The organism is Pseudomonas sp. 3A(2025), from assembly GCF_054589175.1.
Genome location: NZ_BAAILM010000034.1, coordinates 96,206 through 115,243 on the forward strand (window position 1 = coordinate 96,206; position 19,038 = coordinate 115,243).

A 19,038-nucleotide genomic window follows, 5' to 3' on the forward strand; every position below is an offset into this window, starting at 1 on the left:
TACCCGGAAGATATCAATGTTCGAACTTGCTCAACTGCGTTGCTTTGCCACGGTGGCCACCGAACTGAATTTTCGCCGCGCCGCCGAACGGTTGAACATGACCCAGCCGCCGCTCTCGCGGCAGATCCAGTTGCTCGAACACAATCTGGGCGTGGCGCTGTTCACGCGCAGCACCCGCAGCGTGGCACTGACCGCCGCCGGCCGGGCGTTTTTCATCGAGGCCCAGCACTTGCTGGAGCGTGCCGAGCAGGCAGCACTGGCAGCCAGGCGCTTTGCCGAAGGCGACATTGGCTCGGTGAGCATCAGTTTTGTCGGCAGTGCGGTGTACGAGTTCTTGCCCAAGGTCATCGCCGAAGCACGGCTCAACCAGCCGCAGGTCAAGATCGCCCTCAGCGAGATGAACACCGCCCAGCAGCATGAAGCCCTGCGCGCCCGGCGCATCGATCTGGGCATCGTCCGCGCGCCGTTGCTGCAACCGGGTTACCGAAGCGAGTGCCTGGTGCGCGAGCCCTTCGTGCTGGCGGTGCCGAGCAATCACCCGTTGGCCCGTGCCGAGCAGGTCACGGTGCCGGACCTGGGCGGCATGCCGTTTCTGATGTACTCGCACTCGGCCTACCCGCCGTTCAACGAACTGCTCACCGGCCTGTTCCGCTCGGCCGGCGTGGCGCCCGAATACGTGCAATGGCTGGGCTCGTCGCTGACCATCCTGGCGCTGGTCAACGCCGGCATGGGCCTGGCGCTGGTGCCACGCTGCGCCACCAACGTGGTGTTTCGCGACGTGACCTTTCGCGACATCGACCTGGGCGAAGGCATCCAGAGCGAACTGCACCTGGTGTGGCGCAGCGATAACGACAACCCGGCGTGCCTGATGTTGATTGAAGGAATCCGCGCAGCGGTGGCGGCACAGGCCTGAAACGCGGGCCTACAGGCGGCCATCCTATCGCGTTGTCTCAGTCACAAAAGCACACCCATGCAATCCATCGGGCGCACTTTGAACAATAGTGAATCCCTGCCGCACCCACGCGGTCACACTTTTTCACCCACACCCTCTGGAGCTTGTCATGAGTACGTTCGTCACCCGCGATGGAACCGAGATCTATTACAAGGACTGGGGCACCGGCAAGCCGGTGTTGTTCAGCCACGGCTGGCCGCTGGACGCCGACATGTGGGATGCGCAGATGTACCACCTGAGCAGCCGCGGCTACCGCACCATTGCCTTCGACCGCCGTGGTTTCGGGCGTTCGGACCAGCCGTGGACCGGTTATGACTACGACACCTTTGCCGACGACATCGCCGATCTGATCAACCACCTGGACCTGCAGGAAGTGACGCTGGTGGGCTTCTCGATGGGCGGCGGCGATGTCGCCCGCTACATCGGCCGCCACGGCACCTCGCGCGTTGCACGCCTGGCGCTGCTGGGCGCGGTGACGCCGATCTTCATCAAGACCGACGACCATCCGCAAGGCGTCGACAAGTCGGTGTTCGACGGCATCAAGACGGGCCTGGTCAAGGACCGCGCACAGTTCATTTCTGACTTCTCCAGCGCTTTCTATGGCCTGGACGACGGCAACAAGGTCTCAGAAGGCGTTCTCACCCAGACCCTGAACATCGCCCTGCTGGCCTCGCTCAAAGGCACCGTGGATTGCGTGACCGCCTTCTCGGAAACCGACTTCCGTGCAGACCTGGCCAAGGTCGACGTACCGACGCTGGTGATCCATGGCGATGCCGACAAGGTCGTGCCGCTGGAAGCCACCGGCCGCCTCGCCGCCAAACTGATTGCCGGCGCCGAGCTGAAGGTTTATCAGGGCGCACCGCACGGCTTTGCCGTCACCCATGGCGAGCAACTGAACGAAGATCTGCTGGCGTTCGTGGGCGGCTGATCGGGCAGCAGCGCCGGAGACTGGACATCAGCCGCCAGCGCTGCAAACCTCAAAGCACCGAGATATTGGCGGTAAGGTTCTGCTGCAAAAAGGCCAGAAAACGGGTCTGGAACAGCACCGTGTGTTCATGGGCCGCGCGCTCTGCGGCATCGGCATCCTGATCGGCGATGGCGTTGATGATGTCGTCGTGATCGCGGCCCAGACGGCCGCTGCTGACGCTGACCACATAATCGAAATGCAGGTGCAGCAGGCGCTGGCCTTCACTGAGCAGTTTTTCGTAGTTGCTGGTGAAGTAGCGGTTGCCCCCCGCCTCGGCCACGGCCATGTGAAAGGCCTTGTTGCATTCGGACATGGCCTGGAAATCGCCGCTGGTCACCGCTTGCAGGTACAGCTCGTCGGCCTGACGAATACGCACCAGGTCTTCATCGCTGCGGTGCATCGCCGCCAGGCGGGTCACCGTGCGCTGGATCAGGTCCAGTGCCGACACGTAGTTGGGAAATTCCTCGATCTCGAACGGCGTCACCAGCATCGTGCGATTCGGCAGTATCGTCACCAGCCCTTCGGTAATCAGCCGCGCCAGTGCATCGCGCACCGGCGAACGCGACAGACCGAACTGCGTCGCCAGCGACACCTCGTCCAGCGGCACACCGGGTTTGAGCTTCAGGGTCAGGATCTGCTTGCGCAACTCCTCATAGATATAACGGCCGCCGTGGCGCTTGGCGCCGGCGGCCGGTTCGGTCGTGTCTTTACTCATCCAGGTCGGTTCTCGGCAATACGGTTCCAGGCGTTTTATTGGTTTTCAGTGCTGTGCATAAGGTCGGTGATGGTACACCGTCAGAACCCATCGCCCCATGTATCGCTGAGCATGAAACCTGCCGCCAGCGGGTCATCCGGGTCGACGCCGATCTGGTGCAAGCCGTACACCCACGCCCGGCCAGTGATACGTGGCAGCACCGCCGCACGCCCGCCGACATCGGTGTGGCCGAGCAACTGCACCTGAAACTCACCGTTGATGGTCGAGCGCGAGGTCAGTTGATCGCCCACCTGCACCCAGTCACGCGCCGCCAGGGTCGCAAGATTCGCCGAGCTGCCGGTGCCGCACGGCGAGCGGTCGACGCGTCCCGGTGGCAGCGTGGTGCAGGTCTGGTAAGTGCGGGCGTCCAGGCGGTGGCGAAACATCACATAGGCCACCTCGTTGATCGCCGGCAGCAGCGGGTGTTGCACCTTGATCTGGGCGTTGATCACCGCGCGCAGCGCCACGCCGGCATCGGCCAGGGCACGGGCGTTTTGCGGGGCGATGCTCAGGCCGGTCTGTTCGACGTCGATCAGCGCGTAGTACACCCCGCCAAAGGCGATGTCGGCCTTGATCGGGCCAAACTGTGCAGTGTCGATCACCACGTCCAGTTGCTCGACGAACGCCGGCACCATGTCCAGCGACACGCTCAGGCAGCGCCCGTCTTCACAACGGGCGCGAGCGGTGACCAGCCCGGCCGGGGTGTCGAGTACCACAGTGGTTTCGGGTTCAAGCATCGGCAGCATGCCCAGTTCCAGCAAGGCGGTGACCACACAAATGCAGTTGCTGCCCGACATCGGGTGGGCCTTGTCGGCCTGCAACACGATAAAGCCGGCCTGCGCCTCCGAGCGGGTTGGCGGCAGCAGCAGGTTGACCGACATTTGCAGGCAGCCGCGCGGCTCCAGTACGACCAGACGGCGCAAGCTGTCGTCGACTTCGTTGATGTAGTTCATCTTGTCGAGCATGGTCTCGCCGGGGATGCCAACAACCCCGCCAGTGATGACCTTGCCGACCTCGCCTTCGCAATGCACGTCGACCAGTTGCAGCGTTTTCTTCCAGCGCATGGTGTGCCCTTTATTTGATGTACCAGCCCCACGGCTGCTGGCTGTCGTAGCGAGTGATCTGCTTGGTTTCCAGATAGTTGTTCAACCCCCACTCGCCCAGCTCGCGGCCGATACCGCTCTGTTTGTAGCCGCCCCACGGTGCCTCGGTGAAGGTCGGCTGCGAGCAGTTGATCCAGACGATACCGGCACGCAGCTTGCGCGCCACCCGTTCGGCGCGGGGCAGGTCCTGGGACATCACCGCCGCCGCCAGGCCGAAGCGTGAGTCGTTGGCACTGCGCAGCGCCTCGGCCTCGTCATCGAATGGGCGGATGCACACCACCGGACCAAAGATTTCTTCGTTCCAGATCCAGCTGTCTTGCGGCACATCGGCAAAGATCGCCGGCGTCAGGAAATAGCCTTTATCGACATGCACAGGCCGGGTGCCGCCGCTGATCAACCTGGCGCCTTCGGCACGGCCACGGGCGATGGCTTCCAGCACCTTGTCGTACTGGCCACGGCTGACCAGCGGGCCGAGCAACACGCCGTCTTCCAGACCGTTGCCGATGCTCAGCCGTTGGGTCTGTTCAACCAGCCGCTTGAGCAGCGGCTCGTACAGGTCACGCTGCACCAGAATCCGCGAAGTCGCCGAACAGACCTGGCCCTGGTTCCAGAAGATGCCGAACATGATCCACTCGACCGCCGCTTCGATATCGGCGTCGTCGAAGATGATGAACGGCGACTTGCCGCCCAGCTCCAGGCTGATGTTTTTGATGTCTTTGGCGGCGGCCTGCATGATCCGGCTGCCGGTCGGTACGCTGCCGGTAAAGGCCAGCTTGTCGATACCAGAATGTTCGCTCAAAGGTGCGCCAGCGTCAGGGCCGAAACCGGTCACCACGTTAAGCACGCCAGCGGGCAAGCCGGCCTGGTCGGCAATGTCGGCCAGCTCCAGCGCGGTCAGCGGGGTCAGCTCCGACGGTTTGAGGACCATGGTGCAGCCGGCCGCCAGCGCCGGCGCGACCTTCCAGGCGGCCATCAGCATCGGGAAATTCCACGGGATGATCGCACCGGCCACGCCGATGGGCTCCTTGCGCGCCAGCGAACTGAAACGCTCGTCGCTCAGGGCCACCGGTTGCTCGCGCAGTGCGTCGAGGCCTTCGGCGAGGGTGGCGTAATAGTCGAAGCAGCCTGCGGTGTCGGCGATGTCCCACTGCGCTTCCGGCAACGGCTTGCCGTTGTCGCGCACTTCCAGCTCGGCCAGATGATCCTGGCGTTCACGGATACCGTTGGCGATGGCGCGCAGCACCTTCGCCCGCTCGCTGCCCGGCAGACCTGGCCACGGGCCTTCATCGAAGGCACGGCGGGCGGCCTTGACCGCCAGGTCGACATCTTCGGCAGTGGCGGCGGCCACCTGGGTGATGGTCGCTTCGTTGCTCGGATCGACCGTATCGAACAGGCCGCCGCGCTGGGCACGGACCCATTGGCCGTCGATATACAGTTGCTCGTAGGTTTTCATGCGGACTCTCCAAAAAGGGCAAAGCGCTTGGCGCTGAACGGGGTCAGGTCCTGGGCCGGCGTGCGGCCGGCGACGAGGTCGCTGATCAGTCGCCCGGTGGTGGCGCCCAGGGTCAGGCCGAGCTGGCCGTGGCCGAAGGCCAGATAGACGTTGGTCAGTGTGCTGGCGCGGTCGATGACCGGCTTGGTGTCGGGCAAAAACGGCCGGTAGCCGACACCGAATTCGAGGTTGTCGGTGCGCAGTTGCGGCAAAATCCGCCGCGCCTTGTCGAGGATGATCTGTGCGCGTTTGTAGTTGGGCTCGGCCCCTTGAGCTGCGAACTCGATGGTGCCGCCGATCTGCAGGCCACGGGTCATGGGGCTCAGGCAGAATCCGCCGTCGGCGTAGATCACAGAATGGCGCAGCTCCACCGCAGGCTCTGGCAGCAGCGTCTGGTAGCCGGCGATACCGGTCAACGGAATGCTCAGGCCCAACTGGCTGAAGAAGCGCCGCGAGCCGGTGCCGGCGGCCACGACCACATGGTCGGCGGGCAGGCGCTCGCCGCTGTCGAGGGTCACGCCACTGGCGCGGCCTGAATGTTTGTCGATGAACTTGACCTGATCACGCCGGCGCACGCCGCCCTGATCGAGAAAGCTTTGGGTCAGGGCCGCGATAAAACCCTTGGTGTCGCTGACTGCACGCCAGTCGGGAAACAACAAGCCATGGCTGAACTTGCCGGCCAGGGCCGGCTCCAGATCGGCAATCGCATCACGATCTAGCTCTTCGGCCTTGAAGCCCAGCGAAGCCCGCAGCTCCAGGTGCGGCCGCTCATGGGCAAGGCCCGCGGCGGTGTCGAACAGCTCAAGAATCGGCCGCTCACCGAGCAACGTCTTGTCGGCGCAGGCCGCCAGCAGCGGCGCAAAATCTTCGTAGACGTGCGGGGTCAGGGTCGCCATCTCGCGGGCAATCTGCTCGATGCGCGACTGCCGCGCGCAAGCCACGAAGCGCAAGAACCACGGCAAAATGCCAGGCAGCGCCGAGGGACGCAGGGCCAGCGGGCCTTTCTGGTCGAGCAGCCAGCCGGGGACTTTTTTCAGGATGCCGGGCTTGGACAGCGGGATGACTTCGCTGACCGCCATCTGCCCGCAGCTCCACTTGGCGGTGCTGTCGCCAGGGGCCGCAGGGTCGATCAGGGTCACGGCCAGGCCTTCACGTTGCAGGTACAACGCACAGCAGACACCGACGATGCCGCCGCCGACGACCAGGGCTTTTTGTTGCGATGCCGATTCAGCGGTGATGGGCTGCGCAGTGGTCATGCCGAAATCTCTTTTCCAGTCACTGGGGGTTGAATAGTCTTGCAGAGAAAAGCCGTCCCACCAGGGCTGGCTGTCGTCGACCTCGAAACTGGCGCGCCCGGTGATCCAGGCGCGGCCTTCGATGCTCGGGCGCACGGCCGCCTGGCCGTTGTGCAGTTGCAGCGTTTGTTCGGCGCGCCCGATGAAATAGCTGCCGATCAGGCTTTCATGCCGATAGGCCTCACCCTGCCCCAGCCAGCCACGGGCAAAACGCTGCGCCACGCGGGCCGAGCTGCCGGTGCCGCACGGTGAACGGTCGATCAGGCTTGTACCTGCGATGACCACCGCGCGGCCTTGCGATTCGCCGGACAACGGCTGGCCGGTCCACATGCAGTGGTTGACGCCACGGATGCTCGGGTTTTCCGGGTGCACCACTTCAAGCGTGCGGTTGATCAGGTCCTGCATCTGCCGGCCCCACTCCAGCAGTTGCTGGGGGGTGAAGTGTTCGCAACCAGGGTAATTGGGCTGTACCTCGATGATCGGATAGAAATTGCCGCCGTAGGCGATATCGACCTTGAGCTGACCCAACGGCGGAAAGTCGATCACTACGTCGCGGTGCAGCAAAAAGCCCGGCACATTGGTGAAGCGCACCGAACTGACCTTGTCGCCGTCCTGGGTATAGGTGGCGTGAATCTGCCCGGCGGGCACATCGACCACCACCCGACCCGGCGTTTTCGGGGTGATCAGGCCGGCTTCCAGGGCAAAGGTGATCGAGCCCAATGTGGCGTGGCCACACATCGGCAGGCAGCCGGAGGTTTCGATAAACAGCAGGCTGAAATCGCTGTCGGCGTGCAGCGGTGGATAAAACAGCGTGCCGGACATGTGCGAGTGGCCGCGCGGCTCAAGCATCAGCGCGCGGCGCACCCAGTCAAATTGCGCGATGAACTGTTCACGACGCTCGCTCATGGTTGCGCCGCGCAGTTGCGGGGCGCCGTCGATGACCATGCGCACCGGCATGCCTTCGGTATGGCCTTCGATACTGATGAAACGATGCGTGGTCATGGGGAACTCCCTGGAAAATATTGAGCTTGTCACTCTGCGCGTAGGACCGGCTTTAGCCGGGAAAGGCGCGATACCGTGTTGAGCCCTTCGCTGCTAAAGCAGCTCCTACGACGCGTGGTATCAGCGAGACCGTGCAGGATCAGCGTTGCACGGCTTCGTACAGTTTGCGCAGTTCGGCTTTTTCGTCGTCGGTCAGCGGCAGCAACGGGGCGCGGGCGTTGCCGGCCTTGAAGCCTGCCAGTTCGGTGCCGTACTTGACCTTCTGCACGAACTTGCCGCTTTCCAGGTTGGCCATCAGCGGGAACAGCGAGCGCATCACGTTCTGCGCGCCGGCCAGGTCGCCTGCGCTGAATTTGTTGTAGAAGTCCACGACCGCCTCGGGAAAGATGTTGGCCGGGCCGCAGATCCAGCTGGTCGCGCCCCACAGGAAGAAATCCAGCGCCTGGTCGTCGGAGCCGCACGACAGCTGGACCTTGCCCTTGTAGTTCTCGCCGATCTCGATGGCGCGCAGCAGGTTGCCGCTGCTTTCCTTGATGGCGATGACCTGCGGGTGATCCTTGAGTGCGTCGACCACGCCCATGCCGACCTCGACGTTGGTGCGCACCGGGTAGTTGTAGAGCACCAGATTGATACCCGGAAAGGTGTCGAGAATGGTCTGGTAGTGGCTGAGCAGTTCTTCCTGAGACGGCAGCGCGTAATACGGCGGGGCGATCAGCAGGTTGCTGTAGCCGGCATCGACGGTCTGTTGCACCTGCTCCAGCACTTCGCGGGTGCTGGAGCCGTTGGCGCCGGCGATCAGCGTGCCGCGATTGCCAACCACGGCTTTGAAGGTCGCCAGAATCTCGCGGCGCTCGGCGTTGTTCAGTGCGTAGTATTCGCCCGTCGAGCCCAGCGGCACGAAGCCGCTGACACCGGCCTTGAGCTGGTGCTCGATGATATTGGCCAGGGTGTCGTGGTTGACGTTGCCGTTGTCATCGAACGGGGTGACGACGGCGGGCAGGATACCTTTGAGTTCAAGCATGGAATGTCTCCGAAGTAGCTGGGATGGATTGGGGTCAGTACGCATAGCGACGTAACATCCGCGCCTCGACCACACCGACCAGACGGGTCAGCGGGAACGCCACGAGGAAGTAGATAACCGCCACCGCCGAGAGAAACTCGACCGGGCGGGCGGTGCTGTTGGAGATGTTCTGGCCGACGAACATCAGGTCGGCGACACCGACCGACGAAATCAGCGCGCTTTCCTTGAACAGCGAGACCACGTTCGAGAGCAGCGGCGGCACGCTGCGTAACAACGCCTGCGGGAACACCACGAACAGGGTCTTGTTCCACGAGGCCAGGCCCAGCGCCACGCAGGCATCGTGCTGTTCGCCGGGAATCGACTTGAGCGCGCCACGAAAGGTCTCGCTAGTGATCGCCGCCATGAACAGGGTCAGCGCCAGCAGCACCGACACGTACGGCGGCACATCCAGGCCGAACACCACCGGGAAACAGAAGAAAATCCAGAACAGCTGAATCAGCAACGGCGTGCCACGAAACAGCTCGACATACAGGCCCACCGGCACACTCAGCCAGCGCTTGCCAGAGGTGCGCAACAGGCTCAGGAAAAAGCCCAGCACACTGCCCAGCAACGCACAGCCCACGGTGAACGCCAGGGTCAGGCCCAGGCCCTGCAACAGCGGCTGCCAGTAGGAAAACACCACGGAAAAGTCGAGATTCATACGGGTGATCAGCGCGCGTGCGCTGCCTCCTGACGGCGTTCCAGCCACTGCACCAGTTGAGCGATGGGCAGCGACATGACGAAGTAGATGAGGGCAATCAGCGTGTAGGTTTCCAGCGGCCGATAGGCTTCGGTGGCGATGCTCTTGCCGACGTACATCAGGTCGGCCACGGCCACGATGGCCACCAGCGCGCTCTGTTGCAGGATCGAAATACCGTTGGTCATCAGCACCGGCACGGCACTGCGCAAGGCTTGGGGCAAAATCACGTACAGCGTGCGCTGCCAGGGCCGCAGGCCCAGCGCGACGCAGGCATCCATGTGTTCGCGCGGCACGGCCTGCACGCCGGCGCGGTAGGCTTCGGCATTGAAGGCGGTGAGGTTCAGGCCCAGCGCCAGCACGCCCATGGTGATCGGGCCGATGAACACGTCGAACAGCATCGGCACGCAATAGAAGAACCAGACAATCTGCAGCAGCACCGGCGTGCAACGAAAGAACTCGATGAACAACTGCGCCGGCCAGCGGATGAAAAACCAGCGGCTGAGGGTCATCAGGCACAGGCCGAAACCGCACACCAGCCCCACCACATTGGCGGCCAGGGCCAGTTGCAGCGTGACTTTGAGGCCGTCCCACAAGGTGCCGACATTGCCGTTGAGAAAGCCGAAATCGAACGTGTAATCCATGACGGCCTCCTCAGTCCAGGTGCAAAACTTTTTCCAGAAACTCGCGGGTTCGCGGTTCTTTGGGCTGGGTGAACAGCTGTTGCGGATGGCCCTGCTCGACCACCCGGCCGTTGGCACAGAACACCACGCGGGTCGCGATATGCCGGGCAAAGTGCATGTCGTGGGTGACGATGATCATCGCCATCTTCTGCTCGGCCAGTTGCAGCATCACGTTCTGCACCTCGATGACCATTTCCGGGTCCAGTGCCGAAGTGACTTCGTCGAACAGCATCAGCCTGGGTTCGAGCATCAGGGCACGGGCAATCGCCACGCGCTGCTTCTGGCCGCCGGACAACTGGCTGGGGTAGGCGTTGAGCTTGCTTTCCAGGCCCAGCCGCGCCAGCAACTGGCGAGCCTTTTCAGTCGCCTGCGCACGTGACAGGCCGTGGACTTTCATCGGCGCCAGGATCAGGTTGCCGAGGATCGACAGGTGCGGGAACAGCGTATAGTGCTGGAACACCATGCCGACTTGAGTCTGCAACGCAGTATTGGTGGGCTTGCCGTCACCGCGCCGGGCATTGCCGTCTATATACGGCTTGCCCTGAAAACTGATGGTGCCGGCCTGAATGCTTTCCAGCCCCATCATGACCCGCAGCAACGAGCTCTTGCCGCTGCCGCTGGGGCCAATGATCACCAGCCGGTCATCGGCACGCATGTCCAGGTCCATGTGGTCCATGACCACCAGGTTCTCGCCGTACGATTTGCACACATCGCGCAACTGAATGAATGCGTCTGACGGCGCCGTTTCGCGGGCGAGCGACGGCCGTGGCGGCACTGCCGCGAGAGGGGAAGCTGTCATCGAGGATTCTCCGGGCCCGCGCAGGCTGTGCTGCGCGGGCCAGCATCGGCAGGATTACTGAGCGGGTTTCTCGGCGTTGGCCAGCTGCGAGGCCTTGTCGACCAGAGCGTCGATCTCGCCGGTCTCGCGCCGCTGCGTGAGGTAGATGTTCAGCACCTGCAGATCGGCGCTGCTGATGTCGCGGCGCACACCGAACGACACGCCCTGCTTGGCCAGCGCCGGTTTGGGCAATACCTCTTTGGTCCAGTCCGGGTTGGCGACAGCGAACAGGTGGTTGGTGTCGCTGGCATCGACCAGCACGTCGGCGCGCTTGGACATCACCGCCAGACGCGCCTCGTCCATGCCCGGCAGGCGCATGACCTTGCCGTTCTTGACCACCGCACTGATGGCCTTGTCCTGCGCGGTGCCGGACATCACGGCAAAGGTCACCCCTTCCTTGTCGTAGTCGGCAATCGACTGACCGGCCTCGGCGAATTTGGGGTTGCTCTTGTGGGTCAGCAGCGACACCTGATAGTCGGTGGCCGGCACTGTGAAGCCCACCGCCAGTGCCCGCTCGGGGGTCTGGTTCAGGGCCATGGCCAGGTCCCATTTGCCGCCTTGCAGGCCAGCCACCAGGTTGTCCCAGTTGGTGTCGACGAACTCGACCTTGACCTTCAGCACCTTCTCGCCGAAGTCGCGGCACAGGTCGACGAAGTAGCCGCTGTAATCCCCGGAGCGCGCATCGCGCATCACATAAGGCGCCGCTACCGCTGCGCCGCAGCGCAGCACGCCGGCCTTCTGCACATCTTTCCAGAGCGAACCGTCGGCCGCCTGGGCCGGAACCTGAGACAGCAACGCGCCGATGGCGGATGCACAGACCAGCATTTTGCGAATGGAGCCAGGAAGCAACCGAACCATTTTGACCTCTCCGATATTTCGTTCTTGTAGGCAGGAAGGTACAAATCAAATTACGTGTGCGCCGTCATGTGTGCAGCGCTGTATGCAGATTAGATTTGAACGAAACGAACTGTCAACAAGGCTCGTTGAAATTTTATTGGTCGCGCAGAAATCTCGTAGGAGCGGCTTCAGCCGCGAAGCAAGCACCACGATCTGTGCCCATTCGCGGCTAAAGCCGCTCCTACGAAAGCTTGAAAAATCAGAAATCGTTGTGCTGGAGGGCTTCGAGGAAATGCTCGACGATCAGGCTCGACCGCCTTCCACGGGCGGTGACAATCGCCAGCGGCGCGTCGAAAAACAGTCGTTGCGGGGCGATGGCCTTGAGCACGCCTTTCTCCACCCAGCCCGCCGCATAGTGATCCGGCAAGAAGCCGATGTAGCTGCCGGTCAGGATCAGAAACGCGATGCCTTCGCGGTCGGTGGCCGTGGCCGCGCATTCGAATAACTGGTGCAAACCAATGGCTTCAGCGGTCATGCGGTAGCTGGGCATCACCGCGTCGGCATTGCGCAACTCTTCGTTGCTCAAGCCTTCGGCGTGCTCGAACAACGGGTGGCCGGCGCAGCAGTACAGGTAACTGCGTTCTTCGTAGAGCAGGCTGTACTCCAGCCCGGACAACGGCGTGATCAGCGGGATGGCGCCGACATGCAAGCGCCCGTCGAGCAAGCCGCGCTCGATCTCGCCGGGGGTGCTCATGCTCAGGTTCACCGTCACCCCGTCGCCCTGCTCGCGTAACGACGCCAGTGCGCGGGTGATGCGCATTTTCGGCTGGGTCACCAGATTGCTCATCAGCCCGATATTCAGGTCGCCGCGCAACTGGCTGTGCAACTGGTTGACCTCGCTGCGAAAGCCTTCGATGGCCGCCAGCACCGCCTCGCCTGAACGCAAGACTTCACGGCCCTGATCGGTCAGCGCAAAGCCGGCCCGGCCGCGCTGACACAGGCGCATCCCCAGGCGTTTCTCCAGGTCACTCATGTGCAGGCTGATCGCCGAACGGCTGATGCCCAGGGTACTTTCGGCCGCCGAAAAACTGCCGCACTGCACCACGGTCTTGAACAGGCGCAGCAGGCGCAGATCGAAATCGCTGACCTGGGTGAGCACCGGCTTTTTGGAGGACGACATAGGTGAGCCAATCCATAACTTAACTTGAGAAGATATAGATTTAACTCACCCATCCTGTAGGTACAAGCTGTGGTCATCCACCACCACAAGGATTGGCGTCATGAATCAGGCCCTGCAGCACCCCCCTTCGCTGGCCAGCCAGCTCAATCTGGAATCCCACTGGCTGCCCTTCTCCGCCAATCGCAACTTCAAGCGCGACCCGCGTTTGATCGTCGCGGCCGAAGGCAGCTGGCTGACCGACGATCAGGGCCGTCGCATTTATGACAGCCTGTCGGGGTTGTGGACCTGCGGTGCCGGGCACTCGCGCAAGGAAATCCAGGAAGCGGTGGCCAAACAACTGGGCACCCTGGACTACTCGCCAGGCTTTCAATACGCCCACCCGCTGTCGTTCCAGCTGGCCGAGAAAATCACCAGCCTGACGCCCGCCGGCCTCGATCATGTGTTCTTCACCGGCTCCGGCTCGGAAAGCGCCGACACCTCGGTCAAGCTGGCGCGCGCTTACTGGCGCATCAAGGGCCAGGGCCAGAAAACCAAGCTGATCGGCCGCGCCCGTGGCTACCATGGTGTGAACATCGCCGGCACCGCACTGGGCGGCATCAATGGCAACCGCAAGGCCTACGGCCAGTTGATGGACGTCGACCACCTGCCGCACACCCTGCAACCGGACCTGGCCTTCACCAAGGGCGCAGCCGAAACCGGCGGCGTGGCGCTGGCCAACGAACTGCTCAAGCTGATCGAGCTGCATGACGCCTCGAACATTGCCGCCGTGATCGTCGAGCCGATGTCCGGTTCGGCGGGCGTGATCGTGCCGCCGGTCGGCTATCTCAAGCGCCTGCGCGAAATCTGCGACCAGCACAACATCCTGCTGATCTTCGACGAAGTGATCACCGCCTTTGGCCGCATGGGCAAATGGACCGGCGCCGAGTACTTCGGTGTGACGCCGGACATCATGAACGTGGCCAAACAAGTCACCAACGGCGCGATCCCGATGGGCGCCGTGGTCGCCAGTCGCGAGATCTACCAGACCTTCATGAACCAGTCGCTGCCCGAGCACGCGGTCGAGTTCACCCACGGCTACACCTACTCGGCGCACCCGGTGGCGTGCGCCGCAGGCCTGGCATCGCTGGCGCTGCTGGAAAAAGAAAACCTGGTGCAGCAATCGGCCGAGCTGGCGCCGTATTTCGAAAACGCTATTCACGGCCTCAAGGGCGCCAGACACGTGGTCGACATCCGCAACTGCGGCCTGGCCGGCGCGTTGCAGATCGCTCCGCGTGACGGCGACCCGACCATCCGCCCGTTCGAGGCCGGCATGGCCCTGTGGAAAGCCGGTTTCTATGTGCGCTTTGGCGGCGACACCCTGCAATTCGGGCCAACCTTCAATGCCAAACCACAAGACCTGGACCGCGTGTTCGACGCAGTCGGCCAGGCTCTGCAAGGCGTCGACTGATGAGCCAGCGCCCACAGGCTGTCGCCACCGTACAAGTCGACAACGATGAAGTGATCGTCACCGAATGGCGCTTTGCGCCCGGTGCCGAGACCGGCCAGCACCGCCACGGCCGTGACTATGTGGTGGTGCCGATGACCAACGGCACGCTGTTGCTGGAAACCCCAGAGGGCGACAAACACGCCCCTCTGGTGGCCGGCCAGAGCTACTTTCGCAAGGCTGGCGTTGAGCACAACGTGATCAACGCCAGCGATCACGAAGTGGTCTTCGTCGAAACCGAACTCAAATAAAGCATTACCGGAGCCCCACTCATGAGCACCATTGCACACCTGATCAACGGCGAGTACGTCGCTGACAACAGCCGTACCGCCGACGTGTTCAACCCGTCGACCGGTCAGGTCATCCGTAAAGTCAGCCTGGCCAGCCGCGCCACCGTGCAGCAGGCCATCGATGCCGCCCAGGCCGCCTTCCCGGCCTGGCGCAACACGCCACCGGGCAAGCGCGCGCAAGTGATGTTTCGTTTCAAGCAACTGCTGGAAGCCAACGAAGGGCGCATCGCCCAGTTGATCAGCGAAGAGCACGGCAAGACCCTGGAAGACGCCGCCGGCGAACTGAAACGCGGCATCGAGAACGTCGAGTTCGCCACCGCCGCACCCGAGATTCTCAAGGGCGATTACAGCCGCAACGTCGGCCCCAACATCGACGCCTGGACCGACCTGCAACCGATCGGTGTGGTCGCCGGCATCACCCCGTTCAACTTCCCGGCCATGGTGCCGCTGTGGATGTACCCGCTGGCCATCGCCTGCGGCAACTGCTTCATCCTCAAGCCGTCCGAACGTGACCCCAGCTCGACCCTGCTTATCGCCGAACTGCTGCACGAAGCCGGCCTGCCCAAAGGCGTGCTCAACGTGGTGCACGGTGACAAGGAAGCGGTGGATGCACTGATCGAGGCCCCTGAGGTCAAGGCCCTGAGCTTCGTCGGCTCGACGCCGATTGCCGAATACATCTATGCCGAAGGCACCAAACGCGGCAAGCGCGTACAGGCCCTGGGCGGCGCGAAAAACCACGCGGTGCTGATGCCCGACGCCGAACTGGACAACGCGGTCAGCGCACTGATGGGCGCCGCCTACGGTTCGTGTGGCGAGCGCTGCATGGCCATCTCGGTGGCGGTGTGTGTCGGTGATCAGGTAGCTGATGCGCTGGTACAAAAACTGGTGCCACAGATCAAGGCCCTGAAAATTGGCGCCGGCACGGCCTGCGGCCTGGACATGGGTCCACTGGTCACTGCAGCAGCCAAGGAAAAAGTGCTCGGCTATATCGACGACGGTCACGCGAGTGGCGCTGAGCTGGTGGTCGACGGTCGCGACCTGAGCGTGCCGGGCCACGAGAACGGCTTCTTTGTCGGCGGCACGCTGTTCGACCGCGTGAGCCCGGAGATGCGCATCTATAGGGAAGAGATCTTCGGCCCTGTACTCTGCGTCGTGCGGGTAGGCAGCCTGGAAGAAGCCATCGCCCTGATCAACGCCCACGAATACGGCAACGGCACCTGCATCTTCACCCGCGACGGCGAATCGGCGCGGCTGTTCTGCGACGAGATCGAAGTCGGCATGGTCGGCGTCAACGTACCGCTGCCCGTGCCGGTCAGCTACCACAGCTTCGGCGGCTGGAAGCGTTCGCTGTTCGGCGATTTGCACGCCTACGGCCCGGATGGCGTGCGCTTTTATACGCGCAAGAAGGCTGTGACCCAGCGCTGGCCGAAACGAACCAGTCATGAGGCTTCGCAGTTCGCGTTCCCGAGTTTGTAAGCGGGAGTGGTCAATCAAAAAGAGCGCCCCTCGGAGTAATGCCGATCAGTTAAGGCGGTTTTCGCCAGTTTTAAGACTGGCGCTGTGTTTGTAGGAGGGAGCTCTGCTCGCGATGAGGCCAGTAAAACCGGCACATTTGTAGCGGCTGTACCACAGCATTCGCCAGCAGAGCTGCCTCCTACAAGTGCGTGCCGAAGCCTAACTGATCGGCATTACCCCCCGAGGGCGCTCTTTTTGTTTGTGGCGACAGACGACAAAACCGGCTCAGGGAACCCAAAACACCCGCGCGACTCCAAGCAGCACACTCCCCCCTTGCCTGGAGGCACACATGTTCAGCCTCGTCGCGCGCTTGAGGGCCTGGCTGGAGCGGTCATTCGATCGACCCCGCCCAGCCGATGAAGGCCGCGGCCTGCTCGAACCCTGGCGGCTCATGCCGCCGGCCCTGGCGCCTCTGGAAGACACCAGGACTGAACTGTCAGCGCGTTATCAGGCGTTCATTGACTCGGGGGTTTCACCAGACCAGGCGTGCTGGGTTACCGAAGGCCAGCAACTGGCGCTCGACCTGCATGCCCACGCGGTCAATCTCAGTTACTCCAAAGCCTATGAAAATTCCTTTGATATCTATTGGCTCATGCAGGGCGCCGCGACGGTTTCACTGTGGGTGACAGGCTCGCATTCAGCCGAGTTTCAGGGTTACCACAAGGATGTTCATTTCTATGAAAACTCAGGGATGTTCGCCGATCAGGTGCGGCTGTTCGATCACTATGTGACCCGGCAGGCAGGCCCTCAGTTGGCTGACATCGATGAATTGCTCAGCTACCTGCCGCGCCTGTACCCCAACGGCGTTGCCATCAAGACGTCATTCTTTACGGCGGATAGTGAGTGGCCCAGCTACGTCGAGGTCGTCAATGCGTTCTACACGGCGGCAGGCCAGGATTGCTGGACGGATTTCGAGTACGACATGCAACGTACCGGTGAAAAGCTGCGCGATGCCGAGCATGTGGCCAATGCCTCGTTGCTCGAGATCAAGACCTTGCTGACCTGGTGCGTACGTGGCGAGCGCTTTTGTGATGGTCACCACGGTTCGATGATCGAAAAAGGCTACATCCTTCACCTGCTCAGGCGCCTGGCCGTATTGCGTCAGGAAACACCGGCTACCCATCCGTCTTTACCTTCTTGAAAGGGTCTTACATGTCCATCGTCGATGAATACCTTACCGGCCTGATCCCGCTATTGGCCGCAGAAGACCAGGAGCAATTGAAGCGCGCGCATGGCGCCTCGCAGGCCGATCTGCAAAAGCTTACTGAACGTTATCCACAGGCCCCGGCCAGCCTGCTGGAACTGCTGGCGCGGATCGACGGTACGCACTTTCGCCAATACCCGGTCGGTGAGGAGGTCCTGGTGCTGATGCTGGGCTCGGATGTGTTCGAGTACCCGTACTACCTGAGCTCTGTAGAACAGATTCTCAAGGAAGCAGAGGAATACAACGACAGCATTGCCCAGGTGTACGGCGATTACCTGGAAGAAGACCCGGAACTGATCGGCGCCGGCATCGACGGCACGCTGGGCATGGGCCAGCGCCTGTGTTTTTCCCAGTGCATGAACAACGGCGGCACGTCACGGCTGTATCTGGACTTCAACCCGGCAGCGGGCGGTACGGTCGGGCAAGTGGTGCGCTACCTGCACGACCCGGACAGCTACAAGGTGATTGCCGCCAGCTTCGATGAATACCTGCGCCAGCTGATCGACCATGGCTATGAGTTTATTGTCGATTACGACTGAGGGCTGTGGATAACCGCCTCTACAAATCGATCACCAGGTCCGAGGTCGGGCGGCTGCAGCACAGCAGACGCAGGCCGCGGTCGATTTCGCGTTGGCGGATACCGCCGTTGTGGTTCATCTCGACCGTGCCTTCCAGCAAGGCGGTCTTGCAGGTGCCGCACACGCCCTGGCTACAGGACGATGACACCACCGCACCGGCTTTTTTCGCCGCCGACAGCACGGTCTGGCCGGCCGTCATGCTGAAGGTCTTGCCGCTGCGCGCCAGCCTGACCGTGAAGGTGTCCTGCCCGGCGCCTGCACCGGCCGGCAGTTCGGTCGGGGTTTCACCTTCGGCCGTGCCGATGTCGAAGCTTTCGTTATGAAAATGCGCCATATCGAAGCCGCCGCTTTGCAGCAGATTCTGCACCGCGTTCATATAGCCCTGCGGGCCACAGGTGAAGACCTCGCGCTGCAAAAAGTCCGGTACCCGCGCCTGTAGCAGTTCCAGGTTCAGCCGGCCGATGTGGCCCTGCCAGTCCGGCTCGTCGCCCAGCCCCTCACAAATATTGATGACCCGCACATTGGCCCGTGAGGCGGCAAGCAGGGCCAGTTCGTCGCGAAACACGATGTCTTTGGGCGTTCGCGCGCAGTGGACAAAAACGATATCCATGTCGGCAAACAGGTCGGTGCTGGCGCGGGTCATCGATGCCAGCGGCGTGACGCCAGAGCCTGCCGACAGATACAACACCCTGGCCGACGGCTTCGATACCGGGGTGAAATTGCCCGCCGGGCCTGTGGCCAACAGCCGGTCGCCGGCACGCAGGTTGTCGTGCAACCAGTTGGACACCGGCCCGCCCGGCACCCGTTTGACCGTAATGGCAAAGCTGAATGGCCGGGTCGGCGATGAAGACAGCGTGTAGCAGCGTGACACCGACTGGCCATTGATCACCGGCGAAACCGTGAGGAACTGGCCCGGTTCGAAGCTGACGGCGGTCAAATCCGGGCACTGAAAGACAAAGGTCTTCACGTCATGGGTTTCGTCCTGCACCGCGCAGCAGTGCAGCAATTTCTGCTCGCCGCTGGGCCACGGGGCCCCGAACGCGCTCCAGTGCTCTGGGTCGGTAAAACGTACGGGGCGGGTCTTTTCAAATGCACTCATGACCGCACC

The 19,038-nt window shown here is 62.7% G+C and carries 18 protein-coding genes; 7 read left to right on the top strand and 11 right to left on the bottom strand.

The window, feature by feature from the left end; genetic code table 11:
• The first annotated feature begins 16 nt into the window (after positions 1-16).
• On the top strand, positions 17-913 hold the full coding sequence (locus tag ACYP2A_RS14355) for a LysR family transcriptional regulator (protein WP_459745871.1): 897 nt from the start codon (positions 17-19) through the stop codon (positions 911-913).
• A gap of 148 nt (positions 914-1,061) precedes the next feature.
• Positions 1,062-1,880, top strand: coding sequence for an alpha/beta fold hydrolase (locus tag ACYP2A_RS14360; RefSeq protein WP_459745872.1), 819 nt, complete (start codon positions 1,062-1,064; stop codon positions 1,878-1,880).
• 49 nt (positions 1,881-1,929) lie between these two features.
• Here ACYP2A_RS14360 and ACYP2A_RS14365 read toward each other — a convergent pair whose 3' ends face one another.
• From ACYP2A_RS14365 to ACYP2A_RS14410, 10 genes are all read right to left on the bottom strand, one after another.
• On the bottom strand, positions 1,930-2,634 hold the full coding sequence (locus ACYP2A_RS14365; RefSeq protein WP_459745873.1) for a GntR family transcriptional regulator: 705 nt from the start codon (positions 2,632-2,634) through the stop codon (positions 1,930-1,932).
• Positions 2,635-2,714: 80 nt separating this feature from the next.
• On the bottom strand, positions 2,715-3,737 hold the full coding sequence (locus tag ACYP2A_RS14370) for a proline racemase family protein (protein ID WP_459745875.1): 1,023 nt from the start codon (positions 3,735-3,737) through the stop codon (positions 2,715-2,717).
• 10 nt (positions 3,738-3,747) lie between these two features.
• The gene (locus tag ACYP2A_RS14375; protein ID WP_459745877.1) at positions 3,748-5,229 is read right to left on the bottom strand and encodes an aldehyde dehydrogenase family protein; all 1,482 of its coding nucleotides are present in this window, start codon (positions 5,227-5,229) and stop codon (positions 3,748-3,750) included.
• Positions 5,226-7,565, bottom strand: coding sequence for a 4-hydroxyproline epimerase (locus tag ACYP2A_RS14380; protein WP_459745879.1), 2,340 nt, complete (start codon positions 7,563-7,565; stop codon positions 5,226-5,228). Before ACYP2A_RS14380 ends, ACYP2A_RS14375 begins: the two co-directional genes overlap by 4 nt.
• A 139-nt stretch (positions 7,566-7,704) precedes the next feature.
• Positions 7,705-8,586, bottom strand: a complete 882-nt coding sequence (locus tag ACYP2A_RS14385) for a dihydrodipicolinate synthase family protein (RefSeq protein WP_459745880.1) — start codon at positions 8,584-8,586, stop codon at positions 7,705-7,707.
• A gap of 34 nt (positions 8,587-8,620) precedes the next feature.
• Positions 8,621-9,286, bottom strand: coding sequence for an amino acid ABC transporter permease (locus ACYP2A_RS14390; protein WP_459745881.1), 666 nt, complete (start codon positions 9,284-9,286; stop codon positions 8,621-8,623).
• A gap of 8 nt (positions 9,287-9,294) precedes the next feature.
• Positions 9,295-9,966, bottom strand: coding sequence for an amino acid ABC transporter permease (locus ACYP2A_RS14395; RefSeq protein ID WP_459745882.1), 672 nt, complete (start codon positions 9,964-9,966; stop codon positions 9,295-9,297).
• A gap of 10 nt (positions 9,967-9,976) precedes the next feature.
• A complete protein-coding gene (locus ACYP2A_RS14400) occupies positions 9,977-10,804 on the bottom strand; it encodes an amino acid ABC transporter ATP-binding protein (RefSeq protein ID WP_459745884.1) in 828 nt (275 codons plus the stop codon).
• Between the two features lie 54 nt (positions 10,805-10,858).
• Positions 10,859-11,701: a transporter substrate-binding domain-containing protein gene (locus ACYP2A_RS14405; RefSeq protein ID WP_459745885.1), complete on the bottom strand. Its 843-nt coding sequence runs from the start codon at positions 11,699-11,701 to the stop codon at positions 10,859-10,861.
• A 238-nt stretch (positions 11,702-11,939) separates the two neighbouring features.
• On the bottom strand, positions 11,940-12,860 hold the full coding sequence (locus ACYP2A_RS14410) for a LysR family transcriptional regulator (protein ID WP_459745886.1): 921 nt from the start codon (positions 12,858-12,860) through the stop codon (positions 11,940-11,942).
• Positions 12,861-12,960: 100 nt separating this feature from the next.
• Between ACYP2A_RS14410 and aptA the strand changes: the two genes are divergently transcribed.
• The 5 genes from aptA (at position 12,961) to ACYP2A_RS14435 (ending at position 17,891) form a co-directional block, all read left to right on the top strand.
• Complete coding sequence (gene aptA, locus ACYP2A_RS14415; protein WP_459745887.1) at positions 12,961-14,307, top strand: omega-aminotransferase AptA; 1,347 nt, start codon at positions 12,961-12,963, stop codon at positions 14,305-14,307.
• On the top strand, positions 14,307-14,594 hold the full coding sequence (locus ACYP2A_RS14420; RefSeq protein WP_459745890.1) for a cupin domain-containing protein: 288 nt from the start codon (positions 14,307-14,309) through the stop codon (positions 14,592-14,594). The genes aptA and ACYP2A_RS14420 overlap by 1 nt, the downstream gene beginning before the upstream one ends.
• A 21-nt stretch (positions 14,595-14,615) precedes the next feature.
• Positions 14,616-16,109, top strand: a complete 1,494-nt coding sequence (locus ACYP2A_RS14425) for a CoA-acylating methylmalonate-semialdehyde dehydrogenase (RefSeq protein WP_459745892.1) — start codon at positions 14,616-14,618, stop codon at positions 16,107-16,109.
• A gap of 328 nt (positions 16,110-16,437) precedes the next feature.
• Positions 16,438-17,289 carry a DUF6508 domain-containing protein gene (locus ACYP2A_RS14430; protein ID WP_459745894.1) on the top strand — a complete coding sequence of 284 codons (852 nt, stop codon included), beginning with the start codon at positions 16,438-16,440 and terminating at the stop codon, positions 17,287-17,289.
• An 11-nt stretch (positions 17,290-17,300) separates the two neighbouring features.
• Positions 17,301-17,891, top strand: a complete 591-nt coding sequence (locus ACYP2A_RS14435; protein ID WP_459745896.1) for an SMI1/KNR4 family protein — start codon at positions 17,301-17,303, stop codon at positions 17,889-17,891.
• Positions 17,892-17,910: 19 nt separating this feature from the next.
• Here the strand turns inward: ACYP2A_RS14435 and ACYP2A_RS14440 are convergent, their stop codons facing one another.
• Positions 17,911-19,029, bottom strand: coding sequence for an FAD-binding oxidoreductase (locus ACYP2A_RS14440; protein WP_459745898.1), 1,119 nt, complete (start codon positions 19,027-19,029; stop codon positions 17,911-17,913).
• Positions 19,030-19,038: the final 9 nt, after the last annotated feature.

What these genes read in the sequence shown, in the direction of transcription:
- ACYP2A_RS14375 (WP_459745877.1), bottom strand. Translation starts at nt 5,229, where the DNA reads ATGAAAACCTACGAGCAACTGTATATCGACGGCCAATGGGTCCGTGCC.
- ACYP2A_RS14400 (WP_459745884.1), bottom strand. Translation starts at nt 10,804, where the DNA reads ATGACAGCTTCCCCTCTCGCGGCAGTGCCGCCACGGCCGTCGCTCGCC.
- aptA (WP_459745887.1), top strand. Translation starts at nt 12,961, where the DNA reads ATGAATCAGGCCCTGCAGCACCCCCCTTCGCTGGCCAGCCAGCTCAAT.
- ACYP2A_RS14405 (WP_459745885.1), bottom strand. Translation starts at nt 11,701, where the DNA reads ATGGTTCGGTTGCTTCCTGGCTCCATTCGCAAAATGCTGGTCTGTGCA.
- ACYP2A_RS14380 (WP_459745879.1), bottom strand. Translation starts at nt 7,565, where the DNA reads ATGACCACGCATCGTTTCATCAGTATCGAAGGCCATACCGAAGGCATG.
- ACYP2A_RS14370 (WP_459745875.1), bottom strand. Translation starts at nt 3,737, where the DNA reads ATGCGCTGGAAGAAAACGCTGCAACTGGTCGACGTGCATTGCGAAGGC.
- ACYP2A_RS14355 (WP_459745871.1), top strand. Translation starts at nt 17, where the DNA reads ATGTTCGAACTTGCTCAACTGCGTTGCTTTGCCACGGTGGCCACCGAA.
- ACYP2A_RS14420 (WP_459745890.1), top strand. Translation starts at nt 14,307, where the DNA reads ATGAGCCAGCGCCCACAGGCTGTCGCCACCGTACAAGTCGACAACGAT.
- ACYP2A_RS14385 (WP_459745880.1), bottom strand. Translation starts at nt 8,586, where the DNA reads ATGCTTGAACTCAAAGGTATCCTGCCCGCCGTCGTCACCCCGTTCGAT.
- ACYP2A_RS14360 (WP_459745872.1), top strand. Translation starts at nt 1,062, where the DNA reads ATGAGTACGTTCGTCACCCGCGATGGAACCGAGATCTATTACAAGGAC.
- ACYP2A_RS14390 (WP_459745881.1), bottom strand. Translation starts at nt 9,286, where the DNA reads ATGAATCTCGACTTTTCCGTGGTGTTTTCCTACTGGCAGCCGCTGTTG.
- ACYP2A_RS14365 (WP_459745873.1), bottom strand. Translation starts at nt 2,634, where the DNA reads ATGAGTAAAGACACGACCGAACCGGCCGCCGGCGCCAAGCGCCACGGC.
- ACYP2A_RS14425 (WP_459745892.1), top strand. Translation starts at nt 14,616, where the DNA reads ATGAGCACCATTGCACACCTGATCAACGGCGAGTACGTCGCTGACAAC.
- ACYP2A_RS14410 (WP_459745886.1), bottom strand. Translation starts at nt 12,860, where the DNA reads ATGTCGTCCTCCAAAAAGCCGGTGCTCACCCAGGTCAGCGATTTCGAT.
- ACYP2A_RS14430 (WP_459745894.1), top strand. Translation starts at nt 16,438, where the DNA reads ATGTTCAGCCTCGTCGCGCGCTTGAGGGCCTGGCTGGAGCGGTCATTC.
- ACYP2A_RS14395 (WP_459745882.1), bottom strand. Translation starts at nt 9,966, where the DNA reads ATGGATTACACGTTCGATTTCGGCTTTCTCAACGGCAATGTCGGCACC.
- ACYP2A_RS14440 (WP_459745898.1), bottom strand. Translation starts at nt 19,029, where the DNA reads ATGAGTGCATTTGAAAAGACCCGCCCCGTACGTTTTACCGACCCAGAG.
- ACYP2A_RS14435 (WP_459745896.1), top strand. Translation starts at nt 17,301, where the DNA reads ATGTCCATCGTCGATGAATACCTTACCGGCCTGATCCCGCTATTGGCC.